The sequence below is a fragment of the Microcystis sp. M061S2 genome, from assembly GCF_020245605.1.
GTDB lineage: Bacteria > Cyanobacteriota > Cyanobacteriia > Cyanobacteriales > Microcystaceae > Microcystis.
Genome location: NZ_JADBUP010000085.1, coordinates 12,707 through 26,424 on the forward strand (window position 1 = coordinate 12,707; position 13,718 = coordinate 26,424).

General features: G+C 39.5%; 17 protein-coding genes. 11 read left to right on the plus strand and 6 right to left on the minus strand.

Going from position 1 to position 13,718, the window contains the following annotated elements; translation table 11 throughout:
• Window positions 1-50 precede the first annotated feature (50 nt).
• Window positions 51-1,118: a recombinase RecA gene (gene recA, locus IM475_RS15170; protein ID WP_002800964.1), complete on the plus strand. Its 1,068-nt coding sequence runs from the start codon at window positions 51-53 to the stop codon at window positions 1,116-1,118.
• A gap of 23 nt (window positions 1,119-1,141) precedes the next feature.
• Here recA and IM475_RS15175 read toward each other — a convergent pair whose 3' ends face one another.
• The 3 genes from IM475_RS15175 to IM475_RS15185 form a co-directional block, all read right to left on the minus strand.
• Window positions 1,142-1,738, minus strand: coding sequence for a hypothetical protein (locus IM475_RS15175; protein WP_287728104.1), 597 nt, complete (start codon window positions 1,736-1,738; stop codon window positions 1,142-1,144).
• 43 nt (window positions 1,739-1,781) lie between these two features.
• Window positions 1,782-2,651 carry a bile acid:sodium symporter family protein gene (locus tag IM475_RS15180; protein ID WP_287728105.1) on the minus strand — a complete coding sequence of 290 codons (870 nt, stop codon included), beginning with the start codon at window positions 2,649-2,651 and terminating at the stop codon, window positions 1,782-1,784.
• Between the two features lie 183 nt (window positions 2,652-2,834).
• A complete protein-coding gene (locus IM475_RS15185; RefSeq protein WP_287728106.1) occupies window positions 2,835-3,104 on the minus strand; it encodes a hypothetical protein in 270 nt (89 codons plus the stop codon).
• Between the two features lie 147 nt (window positions 3,105-3,251).
• Between IM475_RS15185 and IM475_RS15190 the strand changes: the two genes are divergently transcribed.
• The 4 genes from IM475_RS15190 (at window position 3,252) to IM475_RS15205 (ending at window position 5,641) form a co-directional block, all read left to right on the plus strand.
• Window positions 3,252-3,416: a hypothetical protein gene (locus IM475_RS15190; protein WP_287728107.1), complete on the plus strand. Its 165-nt coding sequence runs from the start codon at window positions 3,252-3,254 to the stop codon at window positions 3,414-3,416.
• 123 nt (window positions 3,417-3,539) lie between these two features.
• Complete coding sequence (locus IM475_RS15195) at window positions 3,540-3,755, plus strand: hypothetical protein (RefSeq protein ID WP_287728108.1); 216 nt, start codon at window positions 3,540-3,542, stop codon at window positions 3,753-3,755.
• Window positions 3,756-3,864: 109 nt separating this feature from the next.
• Window positions 3,865-4,338: a CRR6 family NdhI maturation factor gene (locus tag IM475_RS15200; RefSeq protein WP_287657353.1), complete on the plus strand. Its 474-nt coding sequence runs from the start codon at window positions 3,865-3,867 to the stop codon at window positions 4,336-4,338.
• A 94-nt stretch (window positions 4,339-4,432) separates the two neighbouring features.
• Window positions 4,433-5,641 carry a 4-hydroxy-3-methylbut-2-enyl diphosphate reductase gene (locus IM475_RS15205; RefSeq protein ID WP_287728109.1) on the plus strand — a complete coding sequence of 403 codons (1,209 nt, stop codon included), beginning with the start codon at window positions 4,433-4,435 and terminating at the stop codon, window positions 5,639-5,641.
• Between the two features lie 176 nt (window positions 5,642-5,817).
• Here the strand turns inward: IM475_RS15205 and IM475_RS15210 are convergent, their stop codons facing one another.
• Both IM475_RS15210 and IM475_RS15215 read right to left on the minus strand, forming a co-directional pair.
• Window positions 5,818-5,997 (minus strand): hypothetical protein, encoded by a 180-nt coding sequence (locus IM475_RS15210; protein ID WP_287657351.1) that lies wholly within the window; start codon window positions 5,995-5,997, stop codon window positions 5,818-5,820.
• A 4-nt stretch (window positions 5,998-6,001) separates the two neighbouring features.
• Complete coding sequence (locus tag IM475_RS15215; protein WP_287728110.1) at window positions 6,002-6,847, minus strand: hypothetical protein; 846 nt, start codon at window positions 6,845-6,847, stop codon at window positions 6,002-6,004.
• A 460-nt stretch (window positions 6,848-7,307) separates the two neighbouring features.
• Between IM475_RS15215 and bchL the strand changes: the two genes are divergently transcribed.
• The 6 genes from bchL (at window position 7,308) to IM475_RS15245 (ending at window position 13,516) form a co-directional block, all read left to right on the plus strand.
• Complete coding sequence (bchL, locus tag IM475_RS15220; RefSeq protein WP_108936572.1) at window positions 7,308-8,177, plus strand: ferredoxin:protochlorophyllide reductase (ATP-dependent) iron-sulfur ATP-binding protein; 870 nt, start codon at window positions 7,308-7,310, stop codon at window positions 8,175-8,177.
• Window positions 8,178-8,309: 132 nt separating this feature from the next.
• Window positions 8,310-9,062, plus strand: coding sequence for a DUF5331 domain-containing protein (locus tag IM475_RS15225; protein WP_287728111.1), 753 nt, complete (start codon window positions 8,310-8,312; stop codon window positions 9,060-9,062).
• A 30-nt stretch (window positions 9,063-9,092) separates the two neighbouring features.
• The gene (locus IM475_RS15230) at window positions 9,093-10,493 is read left to right on the plus strand and encodes a ferredoxin:protochlorophyllide reductase (ATP-dependent) subunit N (RefSeq protein WP_002740797.1); all 1,401 of its coding nucleotides are present in this window, start codon (window positions 9,093-9,095) and stop codon (window positions 10,491-10,493) included.
• A gap of 169 nt (window positions 10,494-10,662) precedes the next feature.
• Window positions 10,663-11,955 (plus strand): AAA family ATPase, encoded by a 1,293-nt coding sequence (locus IM475_RS15235; RefSeq protein ID WP_287728112.1) that lies wholly within the window; start codon window positions 10,663-10,665, stop codon window positions 11,953-11,955.
• Between the two features lies 1 nt (window position 11,956).
• Window positions 11,957-12,601 (plus strand): RloB family protein, encoded by a 645-nt coding sequence (locus IM475_RS15240; RefSeq protein WP_353737456.1) that lies wholly within the window; start codon window positions 11,957-11,959, stop codon window positions 12,599-12,601.
• Between the two features lie 111 nt (window positions 12,602-12,712).
• Window positions 12,713-13,516, plus strand: a complete 804-nt coding sequence (locus IM475_RS15245) for a nucleoside phosphorylase (protein ID WP_287728114.1) — start codon at window positions 12,713-12,715, stop codon at window positions 13,514-13,516.
• Here IM475_RS15245 and IM475_RS15250 read toward each other — a convergent pair.
• The gene (locus IM475_RS15250; RefSeq protein ID WP_287728115.1) at window positions 13,513-13,638 is read right to left on the minus strand and encodes a hypothetical protein; all 126 of its coding nucleotides are present in this window, start codon (window positions 13,636-13,638) and stop codon (window positions 13,513-13,515) included. The two genes, IM475_RS15245 and IM475_RS15250, sit on opposite strands and share 4 nt — an antisense overlap.
• Window positions 13,639-13,718 lie beyond the last annotated feature (80 nt).

Here is a 13,718-nt window from a genome sequence, read left to right on the forward strand (position 1 = left end):
ACAATCTTTGCATACTGCTGTACTACTTAAGAAAACTGGGGAGAAAATTAATGGCGACAATGACAAGTAATCCCGATCGAGATAAAGCCTTGGGTTTAGTCTTAAATCAAATCGAGCGCAACTTTGGCAAAGGTTCGATCATGCGTTTAGGAGACGCCACCCGGATGCGGGTGGAAACCGTGCCTAGTGGTGCTTTAACCCTAGATATGGCGTTGGGTGGCGGTTTACCGAAGGGCCGCATCGTCGAAATTTACGGGCCAGAAAGTTCTGGAAAAACCACCTTAGCCCTCCATGCGATCGCAGAAGTGCAGAAAGCTGGGGGAGTGGCGGCCTTTGTCGATGCGGAACACGCTTTAGATCCCACCTATTCGGAAGATTTAGGGGTAGATATCAATAATTTACTGGTGGCACAACCGGATACGGGGGAGGCTGCCTTAGAAATAGTTGACCAGTTAGTGCGTTCTTCGGCCGTGGATATCGTTGTCATCGACTCGGTGGCCGCTTTAGTGCCGCGGGCGGAAATTGAAGGGGAAATGGGGGATAATCAGGTGGGTTTGCAGGCCCGTTTGATGAGTAAAGCCCTGCGAAAAATTGCTGGTAATATTGGTAAATCGGGTTGTGTGGTGATTTTCCTCAACCAACTGCGGCAAAAAATCGGTGTCACCTACGGCAATCCTGAAGTGACCACCGGAGGAACGGCCTTAAAATTTTATGCCTCGGTACGTTTAGATATCCGTCGCATTCAAACTTTGAAAAAAGGCACGGAAGGGGAATACGGAATTCGGGCTAAAGTTAAGGTGGCTAAAAATAAAGTCGCGCCTCCTTTCCGGATTGCTGAATTTGATATTATCTTCGGTAAAGGCATTTCCCAAGTGGGTTGTATGCTCGATATCGCCGAACAAACTAACGTGGTTACTCGTAAAGGAGCATGGTATAGCTATAATGGCGAAAATATTGCCCAGGGTCGCGATAATGCCGTTAAATATCTCGAAGAAAGGCCAGAAGTAGCGGCAGAAATTGAGAAGTTATTGCGGGATAAATTAGACATGGGTTCGGTTCCTTTACCCACGGAACCGGCCGATGAAGACGAGGAGGACGATCTGGAACCAGAAATCTAAAAGAAGAGGGTTTTAGGTCTTGGTTATCCCCCTATTTTGGGGGATTTTTTAGCTTCAGAATCGATAGATTTAGTGGCTTCTACCCATGATTGTAAACCTTTTTTAGTCGGTGTTCCTTTAGGGGTAAAAGTCCATAGATCTCGTTTATGTTGGGGTCCGTAGCTGATATGAATTGGGCGATTAATTCCGTAAAAATAGAGAGAATCAAAGGGTAATTTTTGGGTTAAAATCCAATCTATCAGGCGATCGCTAGTTAAATCGATAATCCGAAAATCACAGGCTGCCCCCAATCGCTGACAATAATATTGACCTTTTTGATTAATTTCGTGGGCGCAATGTTGATCACGACTGGGATCGATTCTACCGTTTTTTAAGCCGGTGATCGGGTCTTTTTTTTGGAGAAATTTTCTCAGATCATTGGAACAAAATCCGTAGGTTAATTGAAATTTTTCTCGACCAAAATTATCAATAATTGGATCGATAATAAAGTGAGCGAGATTTTGCCAAGCGGTTATCGTTGCGGGATTTTTTGGGTAGGGATCGATTTGTGATGCATACTTTTGATAGGTTTGGGAACAGGTAGATAATTCTTCTAGGGTTAAATATTTACCAATTAACATAATCAGTTATCAGTTTTTAGCTAGATCCTATCACCAGATTTAGCTATTTTGCCAAAGCTGCTTTTTTGCGACCATAATAAACAGCTATAAAAGCACTGACATACATCCATAAACTATAGACAATTGCGGGAATGGCTAGATCGGGATTCTTTAATAAACCGGCAGTGATAGCAATAGCTAAAGTGCCGCTTTGAATACCCACTTCGATGGCGATACAAATTCTTTGGGGAATAGTTAATTGAAATAAACGACCACTGAAAAAACCAATTAGGGAAGCAATCGTATTTAAAATGATCACTGCCAGGCCAGTTTGAGCGATAAATAAAGGTAAACGTTGCCATTCTCTCAGGATTAATAAGAAGATAATAACTGCTAGAAAAATCACGGCTAAACGATTAGTTATCGGTTCGAGACTTGTCGCCAGTAAAGGGAAGTAATGGCGGATAGTCATACCCATAACCATGGGTAAAACTATAATCAAAAATATCTGCGCCATAGTGGAACCAATGGGTAGGGAGATGGCGGCACTTTCTCCCATAAAATGCTGGAGAGTGAAACTAGCTAAAAAAGGTATTGTGAAAATGGTGATGATGCTGCTAAAAGCGGTTAAAGTAACAGAAAGAGCCACATCTCCCTTAGCTAAATAGGTTAAAACATTGGAGGAAGGACCGCCGGGGCAAATGGCGACAATCATTAAACCGACGGCAATTTCTGGCCGGAGAGGCAAAAGAGAAACAATAATAAAGCCGATGATCGGTAGAATAATAATTTGATTGACTAAACCGATCAGGACTGCTTTGGGATAACGGGTGATACGCTGAAAATCGGCGAGAATTAATCCCAATCCCATGCCTAACATTAAAACGCCTAGGCCAACGGGTAAGAGGATATTAGTAAAAAAGTTGGCTTGCATGGGATAAAAGCGGAGAAGATGCGCTTATTTTACCATAAATTGACTAATTTATTCTTGTCCCTGGTTCCCGATTTTGCCGACTAAAAAACCCCCGGTGTGCAGAGGGGGTTAAATTGTCGGAGAAATCCAACCTTGGGGATTTTAGTCCAGTTTCCCTTGCCGATCCAAGATGATATCCTCGTCTTACTTCAGTTGCTTGGTGGCAACCATGGGATCACAGCTAGGGAACTGCTGATGCGACTGCCACTTTCGACACCACCAATGCCTAGGGAATGTTGCCGCAGGACTTCCATCAAGAATAACGAGGGCAAATTTTCCTTCTAAATCCCACAATCCTTGAATTCCCTTCCGTTGACAAATTGCTAGGGTGACCAAGGTGGTAGATTTTTGGTGAGCGATAGGTGAGTTTTTGCGGTGTTTTCCCTTCTCGATCGAGGGGCAGTTTTCTGTCATCTAAGTTGTGTGTAAACATAGCAACCCTCCAGATCTCTACAGTTCTATTCTACCTTTATTCCTGGTTCGAGTGCTGGGGACTGTAATAATGTGTATTATTCGTCAGACAAGACTCAACCGTTGTTTGTTTTAAATGTAGTCGCAAGTGTGAGCGGATTAATTTTCCTGAGCTTGTTCACCGATTCCCTCAGCACGATTACCGGTTTACTCTTTGCTTCTTTGCGCGATCGAGTTCGAGGATTTGTTCAGGGTAAAGTAATTGATAAAGTAGCTAATTTCCCCGATATAACTCTCTTTGATAATCCCGATTGATTGAACTTAATTAAGTTAAGAGAAAAAGGGTTAAATCCTCTAAAATAATTATCCTTAGCATGGCTCATTTTTGAGTAAAAGACTGGCTCCCTTGCTGCCAATGGAGAATAGGAAATCTAGCAAATGTTTCGCACTTTAGCCACCGATAAAATAACCATAGTAATTAGTCATCGATTAGCTCTTTGTCAAGCGGAACTGATGAGCAAACGAGGACAATATCACCCTAATAGTTATCAATCTAAAAAACCCTGGTGTGCAAGGGAGGTTAAATTGTCGGAGAAATCCAATGATGAGGATTTTAGTCCAGTTTCCCTCTCTCGCTCCGGAGTGAGAGAATAGTCATACTTAGTTTTTTTGTCCCGATCGAGAGTATTTTCTGAGATAGATCATTGCCGATCTGGGGATAAAAAACCGTAATTTTGCCCGATATAACCTTTTATTTGCCCCTATGACTGTCAAAATCGCTCTTAACCCCAATCAGATTCAAAATCTGGATCTATCATCTTTAGAGACTATTATTCAAGATTATCGGTCCCGATCAGCGATCGCCGAACTGGAACAAGCTCTACAATTAGAGATAGATTATCCTCGCGCAGAGGGTGATATGCGGGAATTATCGGAGATACCGGAAGTCAGGCTGTGGTTTCTGCGTTTAGATGCGGTTTATCCCTGGCTAATCTTTATTCTTGACCCAAAACAGGGAGAAATCGCCCGTTATGCTGCTATGTTAGTCCCCCATCAATTCCATCGCGGGGAAGGAATTCAATATAATCCCGAAGCTTTGGAGATTTTTGTGATGCAAAAACTCTTTATTTTGTCTGATTGGCTGAAAAGTCAGCAAATTCCTGCTTTATCTCGCTTAAAATTTTTCGCTCAACAGTTTGGTTACGATATCGACGAGGAATTTCTCTCTAGTCTCTAAAAGCCTCCTGCGCTGACTAGATAAGGTATGTTTAATATATGGCAAGCTACTGTCTCGCCCAATTTAGCGCCACCAATACCCCTATCAGAGAATCATGGATACAAAATCCTTTAAACGTACCCTACAGCAATCGGATAACTATAACCGCAAGGGATTCGGTCATAAAGAGGAAGTAATGGATGCGATGACCAATGAGTATCAAAGCGACCTGATCCAAGAAATTCGTGAAAATAATTATCGTTTGCAACGGGGGGACGTGACGATCTATCTCGCTCAAGCTTTTGGTTTTTGTTGGGGGGTAGAACGCGCTGTCGCTATGGCCTACGAAACTCGTCAACATTTTCCCCAGGAACGTATCTGGATTACTAACGAAATTATTCACAATCCCTCGGTTAATCAGCGTCTGCGCTCCATGGCCGTGGGTTTTATTCCGGTGGAAAATGGCCAAAAAGACTTTAGTGTGGTGGAATCGGGGGATGTGGTGATTTTACCCGCTTTTGGGGCCAGTGTCTCGGAAATGCAAATACTTAACGATAAGGGTTGCATGATTGTGGACACCACTTGTCCCTGGGTTTCTAAGGTGTGGAATTCCGTGGAAAAGCACAAAAAAAGCGACCACACTTCGATTATTCACGGCAAATATAATCACGAAGAAACGATCGCCACTAGCTCTTTTGCTGGCACTTATCTGATCGTTTTAAATTTGGCTCAAGCTAATTATGTCGCTAATTATATTCTCCACGGTGGCGATAAAAACGAGTTTTTAGAGAAGTTTAAAAATGCACATTCCCAGGGTTTCGATCCCGATCGCGATCTAGATTATATCGGTATTGCCAATCAAACCACGATGCTGAAAAGTGAAACGGAGGAAATTGGCAAACTCTTCGAGCATACTATGTTGAGAAAGTACGGGCCGATCGATTTTAAAGATCATTTCATGAGTTTTAATACCATCTGTGATGCCACTCAAGAGCGTCAAGATGCCATGTTTGAACTGGTGAAAGAACCGCTTTCTTTAATGGTGGTAATTGGCGGTTATAATTCCTCTAATACCACTCACCTACAGGAAATAGCGATCGAGCGTGCCATTCCCTCCTATCATATCGATAGTGCCGAGCGCATTCTCCCCGGTAATCGCATCGAACATAAACCTTTAGGGGACGATTTAATTATCACCGATAACTGGTTAAATGAGGGAAAAATTGTCGTCGGAGTGACTTCTGGCGCTTCCACTCCTGATAAGGTGGTAGAAGAGGTAATCGAGAAAATTTTTGCGCTCAAATCTTCTTTAGTCCCCGGTTAATTAGCCTAGGTCTGTTAGCCTTTGGCAACGGCTGCATCTCAATTTTAAAGAAATATCTATTGCTCACCATCAGTTATTTTTATCCGTGGGATTGCTGACAAACTGACGTTTGGGTTTACCATTATCAGTAGAACCGTTCGGCTCTTCTCGTTTCTGTCTGGAGAGCCAATATTTTCCTAAAAACGGCGGGTTTTATCGATTCCGTAGATAATTCCCGTCACCACGGAAGAGAGAATTAATAACAAAATTAATCCTCCGGGTAAAAAAGATAATATTCCCATGCCGCGCAATATATAAACTAACACGGTCACTAATAGGAAACAGAAAAAAAGAGACTTTAAATAACTAGAGCGCATTTACTTAGATTAACAGTTCCTCTTGAGTTAAGTTTAACTTTTCGGCAATCATTGCCAGGATTTTTTCTTCCCTTTTTCCGTTACTGATAGATTCCAGTAACCGGCAATTGAGAATAATTTTTTCCCCGTTGGATAAGGTTAAAATAATCCGTCGGTAATTAGACCCCAAAAAGCCTTTGTACTCTTCTACTTTTGCCTCAACAATTCTCTCTAGAAGATATTCACTTTCACTTCTAAAAATTAAATGTTGTCGCTTACGGGTTAGGGTAGCGGTACCCTGATTAAAGACATAACTCTCCCGATAGCTGGCATCATAAAGTAACAATAGACCAGACAATAAGCATAACATACCCCAAAGATAATAGGGATAATTATGGTGGTGTTCTAGCAGTGCTGACAAGGTATCTAGGGGACTTTTGGCAATAATTTCCTGAGTTTGATATCTATTCACAAAACTCTCAAATCGAGTTTTAAAATCACTAGCCGACTGCACATCCCGAAAATTCTCGATGTAGAGATGGTTATTTCTCCCGACCAATAAAACCGTGTTATTAACAGTTTTTTCCTGCTCAACACTGATAAAAACTTCTTGATAGACAGCCGTAGCTTTAATGTGAGTCAAAGAAAAATTTTCCCGACTAGAAACAGGAAAATTATACTCTTGGACATATTGACAATCTATCCTTTTTGTACTTAACCGAATGCAGTCGAGATAAGCGCGCTGGAAAGAAACCACATAGGCTAAAAACAGCAAGGGAACACCAGTGAGAAAAAAACCCAGAAAAGGACGATATTTAGGAGCTTTATTCTCTAATAAGAGTGTAGTCAGCGTTTTTTGCTTAACTCGCATGGGAAACCCTACAGGTACTTTGTTCTAATTGTACTACAGCTTTTTTCAGCATCCTTCTCAGGATCGATTTATTTAATCTGCTGACGGGGAAAATTGTAATGATTATTCACGAAAATCTGACATCAGTCTCTAGACTGGCTCTATCTTGACCTTTTTTATCTGGATTTGGCACGGTAAAACCCTGTTTATCGAGTTTTTGTAAAGCTTTGGCGGTTTTTTGTTTATTGTTTGCATTTAAAGTAAACGTATAAACAAAGCTGTTTTTATAAGTTTTTATCAATTTCAGAAACTCTATAAGCTCTAAAAAATTATTTATCTAATTTTTACGCTTTAAATCTCACTATAGCTATAGCAGATAAAAATTGAGCCTCTTTCCAAGGAGTGGGTAGATGGTTAATAATGGCGATCAAAGCACTGATAAACAAACTCACCATTCAAGCGCAAATTTAGGAGAACTTCCATGCCTTTAACACTCGCAGTCTACGGAAAAGGTGGCATCGGTAAATCGACAACAAGCTGTAATATTTCGGCTGCTTTAGCCAAAAGAGGCAAAAAAGTCCTACAAATAGGCTGTGACCCCAAGCATGATAGCACCTTCACCCTGACAGGCTTTCTGATTCCCACAATCATCGATACCCTACAAGAAAAAGATTTTCACTACGAAGACATCTGGCCCGAAGACGTTATCTATGAAGGTTACGGTGGAGTCAAATGCGTAGAAGCGGGGGGACCCCCGGCCGGTGCTGGTTGTGGCGGTTACGTCGTCGGGGAAACGGTGAAATTATTAAAAGAATTGAACGCTTTTGATGAATTTGACGTGATTTTGTTCGATGTTTTGGGGGATGTGGTCTGTGGAGGATTTGCCGCACCCTTAAATTACGCCGATTACTGCATAATTGTCACAGATAACGGCTTTGATGCTCTTTTTGCCGCCAATCGCATCGCCGCTTCCGTCCGCGAAAAAGCGCGCACCCATCCCCTGCGACTAGCCGGATTAATTGGTAATCGCACCTCAAAACGCGATTTAATTAATAAATATGTAGATCATGTTCCCATGCCAGTGTTAGAAGTTTTACCCTTAATTGAAGATATTCGCGTCTCCAGAGTTAAAGGTCAAACTCTCTTTGAAATGGCCGACAAGGATCCGATGTTAAGTTATGTTTGTGACTATTATCTCAACATTGCCGATCAGATTTTAGCCAAACCAGAAGGAGTTATTCCCAAAGAATCTGCCGACCGGGAATTATTCACTTTATTATCGGATTTCTATCTTAATGCCGATAAACCCAAAGTTAACGCCGAGGAAGAATTAGACCTGATGATGGTTTAGATTATTTTGTAGGGTGGGTTAGGGACAGCGTAACCCACCAAAACCCACCAATAACCACCAATAAACTCTTTTTCTGGGTGGGTTACGGCGAAGAATTAACTTATTAGTTAATAGCCTAACTTATGGGACAAAATGAGCAACTTTGAGGAATTAAAAGCCACCTTACCGAGGCGATGGTTAGATTACTACCAAAATAATCAAGCTTGGATTAAGTCTTTAATGGATTCTAGAGGCTGGTGGCGAAAAACTCCCGACGGTGGTAAACGTCCCAGTGCTGACATAATTATAGCGGCAGCAACAGCTTTAGAACCTAAGTTATCAGTGTGGATGTATCCCTTTTGTCAACTTAGTTCCGATGGGGACAAACTGGTAGAAGTCTTAGGACTAAATTTTGATTCTGAAAAAAAGGAGTTGGAAAAATCGGAAAAAGAATTACTGATGTCTAATTCGCACACTGAATATCTCAACGGATTCCGAGAAAAACAATTATCAGTCGAAAAAAACAAAGTAATTATTTTCGAGGAATTGCAAGAAATCTTACCAGATAAATGGTTAGATTACTACCAAAATAATCAACCGTGGATTAAGTCTTTAATGGATTCTAAAGATTCGTGGCGAAAAACTCCCGACGGTGGTAAACGTCCTAGTGCTGACATCATTATAGGTGCAATGACCGTTTTAGAATCTCAATTATCAGTGTGGATGTATCCCTTTTGTCAGCTTAATTCCGATGGGAACAAACTGCTAGAAGTTTTAGGATTAAATTTTGATCCTGAGAAGAAACAACTAGAAAAAAAAGAAAGAGAATTAAGTAATTCTTTATATCCTACTGAGGATCCTGTACTGCAAAAAATCCGCCAAGAGTTACAACGAGAAAGGCTGTAAATAAACCAATTTAAAGGAGAACCTAAAAACATGACTGCCACTCAAGAACCGAGCGCTTTACAATTTGATTGTGAAACCGGCAACTATCACACCTTTTGTCCGATTAGCTGTGTTGCTTGGTTATACCAAAAAATCGAAGATAGTTTCTTCCTTGTTATCGGCACAAAAACCTGTGGTTACTTCCTGCAAAATGCCATGGGGGTGATGATTTTTGCTGAACCACGTTATGCCATGGCTGAATTAGAAGAAGGGGATATTTCCGCTCAACTAAAAGACTACGAAGAATTAAAACGCCTCTGCTTACAAATTAAACGAGATAGAAACCCTAGCGTTATCGTTTTTATCGGTACTTGTACCACCGAAATCATCAAAATGGACTTGGAAGGATTAGCACCGAAACTAGAGTCAGAAATCGGTATTCCTATCGTGACAGCGCGCGCTAATGGTTTAGATTATGCCTTTACCCAAGGGGAAGATACCGTCCTCGCTTCCATGGTGCATAAATGTCCCGAAAAAGTTAAGCACGAAGATGAAAAAGAAGAACGGAATGCCATCCAGAAACTCCTAACTTTTGGACGTAAAAAAGAAGAAATTAAACAGGAAGAATCGGAATATAAAGACCATCCTCCTTTAGTTTTATTTGGTTCCGTTCCCGACCCAATTGTGACCAATTTAACCCTAGAATTGAAAAAACAAGGAGTTAAAATTGATGGTTGGTTGCCGGCCAAACGGTTTACTGAATTACCAGTAATTGAAGAAGGTTATTATGTCGCTGGTGTCAATCCTTTTCTATCACGAACTGCCACCACTTTAATGCGTCGTCGTAAGTGTAAATTAATTGGCGCACCCTTTCCCATCGGTCCGGATGGAACCCGCGCTTGGATAGAAAAAATCTGTTCTGTTTTGGGAGTACAACCGCAGGGATTAGAAGAAAGAGAGGCAAAAATTTGGGAAAGTTTAGAGGATTATCTGCAACTTGTGCGCGGTAAATCGGTCTTCTTTATGGGGGATAATTTACTAGAAATTTCTCTGGCACGTTTCCTAATTCGTTGCGGGATGACTTGTGATGAAATCGGTATTCCCTACATGGATAAACGCTACCAAGCAGCCGAATTAGCATTACTAGAAAAAACCTGTAATGATATGGGTGTTCCCATCCCGAAAATCATCGAAAAACCTGATAACTACAATCAGATTCAGCGCATTTACGAGTTAAAACCTGATTTAGTGATTACAGGAATGGCCCATGCAAATCCCTTAGAAGCGCGGGGAATTAACACTAAATGGTCGGTAGAATTTACTTTTGCTCAAATCCATGGTTTTACCAATGCGCGAGATATTTTAGAATTAGCTACTCGTCCCCTGCGTCGCAACAATAACCTCAAGGAATTGGGTTGGGATAAGTTAGTTAAAGAGTCAGCAAAAGTGTAAATTTGTTTTCAAAAGGCTACAATCATCAGGTAAGGAAAATTAATTCCTTACCTTTTTTCTGTGATTGTTTGCCGATTCTGGGGACAATTCTTGTTCAAATGCTCAACAAGTGCATAAAATAAAAGTATCGTCTCCTTTATTCCTTAGAGACTGTTAGGGTTAATATGCAATGCTCATCGGATTTAGTGTCGGCAATTATCGCTCTTTTAAAGATGTAGTAACTCTCAGTATGGTAGCTGCAGAGGATGCCTACGGTAATGATGAGCTTGATAAAAATAATGTTTTTAAGGTTAATCAACAATTTAGTTTACTTAAAAGTGCCGCTATTTATGGAGCAAATGCCAGTGGTAAGAGTAATTTAATTCTGGCATTCAATTTTATGCGACGGTTTGTCATGAATTCTGCAAAATTACAAATCACTGACAAAATAGATGTGGAACCCTTTAGATTAAGTACCGAAACTGTTGATAAACCATCCTTTTTTGAAATAGTTTTTCAGCTAAAAAATAAAACTTATAGATATGGATTTGAAGTAACTCAAAAGCGAGTAGTTTCCGAATGGTTATTTTGTACACCCAGAAGTCGTGAAACTAAAATTTTTAATCGGCAAGGCGATAAAATAGAATATAGCAAAAATATTGAACAAGGTAATATACTAAGAGGATTGACAAAAAAAAATACTCTGTTTTTATCACTAGCGGCTCAATTTAATAATTCTCTAGCGGTGGAAATTGTCTCTTGGTTTAGTCACTTAGGTGTTGTGTCTGGGTTAGATGTGGAATTATTAAAAGCGATTACGCTTGAGCATCTTTCTAATAGACAAGATTTGATTGATGATGTGACTAAGTTAATTAAAAAATTAGATTTAAGTATTGACAATCTCAACCTAGAAATAGAAAGCAGAAAAATTTCCTTAGACAGTCTCCCGCAAGATTTACCGGATGTTGTCAGAAATATCATCAGTCACTCTAGCGGTGAAATAAAGTCCGCTACCATAAAAACCTATCATCCAAAGTATGACTCAACAGGTAAAATGATTGAGTTAGAAATTTTTGATATGGACAATCATGAATCTGATGGAACTAAAAAGATTTTGGCTCTGTCAGCACCGATTTTAGACACTTTGCAAAGAGGGGAAGTTTTAGTAATTGATGAATTGGATGCCAGACTTCATCCTTTAATGACTAGAAGTATAATCGAATTATTTAATTCTCAGAAAACTAATCCCAAAAATGCTCAACTTATTTTTACTACTCACGATATTAATTTACTTAGTCATAAATTTTTGAGGAGGGATCAAATTTGGTTTACCGAAAAAAATCATCAAGGAGCAACAGATTTATATTCTTTGGTGGAATTTGCTGATATTAATAATAATAATACATTTGAAAAAGATTATATTCAAGGTCGTTATGGAGCAATACCTTTTATTGGTGATTTAAGTACAATTATTGGTAATTAGTATGAGTAACAACAGGAATACTTCCGATTATTTGCGTCGCCAAACTAAGACTAGAGAAACAAGAAAAAGATTTTTAATTATTTGCGAGGGAGAAAAAACTGAAGTTAACTATTTTAAGGCTTTTACTGTTCCTAAGAAAATTGAAGTTAGGGTGAAAGGTGAAGGTAAAAATAGCTTGAGTTTAGTAGAAAAAGCTATTAAGATGATAGATAATCTAAAAAAAGATGACTCATTTGATCAAATCTGGTGTATTTTTGATAAAGATAACTGTTCTAAAGAGCAATTTAATCAAGCAGAAAGACTGGCTAAAGAAAACAATATCAAGATTGCCTATTCTAATGAAGCTTTTGAAATTTGGTTTATTTTACACTTTCAATATCTGGATATTGCCACATCCCGAAGTGAATACCCAAAAATTTTAAATACTCAGATGAAAAAGTGTAAATTATTAAACGAAAAAGAACAATATGCAAAAAATCGAGAGGATATGTACGAAAAATTAAAGCCATACCAGACAACAGCAATCACTAATGCAGCAAAACTTATTCAAGATAGAGATGAAGCCAAAAAACATCCTTTTGATGCCAATCCCTCAACCACAGTACAGGAATTAGTGCAAGAACTTAACATCAATAGTCGTCCTTAAGCTTGATTTTCTTTTGTCAATAATTAAATATTTAATTTTAATTAAAACCTAAAGTTGTTATAATAACTAAAAGCCTATTTAACCAAAGTAACTGCTCTTAATTTGATTTAAATGTCCAATAACTTATCTCACCAAAAACCCTATCATCTCAACTTTAGCAGTGAGGATTTAGGCACGGCAAAACCGACTATCACCCTATTATCGGGGGAACCAGAACGCTCACGCTATATTGCTGAAACTTATTTACAAAATGCACGTTTACTATCGGATTATCGCGGATTAAATAGTTATCTTGGCTATCTAGATAATTCTACCCCAATCCTTCTGGCTACCAGTGGCATGGGTGCGCCATCTTTGAGTATTGTGGTTAATGAATTAATACAGGTGGGAATTAAAACTATTATTCGTATTGGTACTTGTGGCGCAATTCAAAATAGAATAAAAATTGGTGATATTATTATCTCCCAAGCGGCTTTATGTAGGCAAGGTGCAGCTAATGATATTGCTCCTCCGGAATATCCCGCAGTGGCGGATCCTTTTTTGACAGTTGCTCTAGTCAAATCGGCTCAATTTTTGGGAGTAAATTATCATGTAGGTATTACCGCTTCTGTGGATAGTTTTTATGAAGGACAGGAAAGAATCCTGTCTTCTGCTAACCCTTATCTTCAGCGCCATTTAGAGGGAATCACGGAAGAATATCGACGTTTAAATATTCTCAATTATGAAATGGAAGCGGGAACTTTATTTAAAATGGCGGGGGTTTATGGATTTACTGCCGCTTGTATTTGTGCTGTGATTGCCGAAAGAAGCAAAGAGGAAGGGATTAGTTTAGAAAGCAAACAACAGGCTATCGAAAAAGCGATTCAGGTGGCAATATTGACCGTTAGCAACCTCTCCCTATCCTCGATTAATTAACTTTCAGAAATCATCTTCATTAAGACTTCCTCTTTTTCCTGACTTTGGGGATAACAGGAGATAAGTTTAGCGCGTAATTCTTGGGACAAAATAATTGATCGCCTTGTATAATTAGGGTACATTAATTTGCTCAAAAAAGTGTATTTTTTGGCGAATATGTAATAATTTTTGACAAAAGTAAATTCTCACCCCAAAAAATTCG

What these genes read in the sequence shown, in the direction of transcription:
- IM475_RS15215 (WP_287728110.1), bottom strand. Translation starts at nt 6,847, where the DNA reads ATGCGAGTTAAGCAAAAAACGCTGACTACACTCTTATTAGAGAATAAA.
- recA (WP_002800964.1), top strand. Translation starts at nt 51, where the DNA reads ATGGCGACAATGACAAGTAATCCCGATCGAGATAAAGCCTTGGGTTTA.
- IM475_RS15180 (WP_287728105.1), bottom strand. Translation starts at nt 2,651, where the DNA reads ATGCAAGCCAACTTTTTTACTAATATCCTCTTACCCGTTGGCCTAGGC.
- IM475_RS15230 (WP_002740797.1), top strand. Translation starts at nt 9,093, where the DNA reads ATGACTGCCACTCAAGAACCGAGCGCTTTACAATTTGATTGTGAAACC.
- IM475_RS15225 (WP_287728111.1), top strand. Translation starts at nt 8,310, where the DNA reads ATGAGCAACTTTGAGGAATTAAAAGCCACCTTACCGAGGCGATGGTTA.
- bchL (WP_108936572.1), top strand. Translation starts at nt 7,308, where the DNA reads ATGCCTTTAACACTCGCAGTCTACGGAAAAGGTGGCATCGGTAAATCG.
- IM475_RS15235 (WP_287728112.1), top strand. Translation starts at nt 10,663, where the DNA reads ATGCTCATCGGATTTAGTGTCGGCAATTATCGCTCTTTTAAAGATGTA.
- IM475_RS15185 (WP_287728106.1), bottom strand. Translation starts at nt 3,104, where the DNA reads ATGACAGAAAACTGCCCCTCGATCGAGAAGGGAAAACACCGCAAAAAC.
- IM475_RS15210 (WP_287657351.1), bottom strand. Translation starts at nt 5,997, where the DNA reads ATGCGCTCTAGTTATTTAAAGTCTCTTTTTTTCTGTTTCCTATTAGTG.
- IM475_RS15240 (WP_353737456.1), top strand. Translation starts at nt 11,957, where the DNA reads ATGAGTAACAACAGGAATACTTCCGATTATTTGCGTCGCCAAACTAAG.
- IM475_RS15200 (WP_287657353.1), top strand. Translation starts at nt 3,865, where the DNA reads ATGACTGTCAAAATCGCTCTTAACCCCAATCAGATTCAAAATCTGGAT.
- IM475_RS15205 (WP_287728109.1), top strand. Translation starts at nt 4,433, where the DNA reads ATGGATACAAAATCCTTTAAACGTACCCTACAGCAATCGGATAACTAT.
- IM475_RS15175 (WP_287728104.1), bottom strand. Translation starts at nt 1,738, where the DNA reads ATGTTAATTGGTAAATATTTAACCCTAGAAGAATTATCTACCTGTTCC.
- IM475_RS15245 (WP_287728114.1), top strand. Translation starts at nt 12,713, where the DNA reads ATGTCCAATAACTTATCTCACCAAAAACCCTATCATCTCAACTTTAGC.
- IM475_RS15195 (WP_287728108.1), top strand. Translation starts at nt 3,540, where the DNA reads ATGTTTCGCACTTTAGCCACCGATAAAATAACCATAGTAATTAGTCAT.
- IM475_RS15250 (WP_287728115.1), bottom strand. Translation starts at nt 13,638, where the DNA reads ATGTACCCTAATTATACAAGGCGATCAATTATTTTGTCCCAAGAATTA.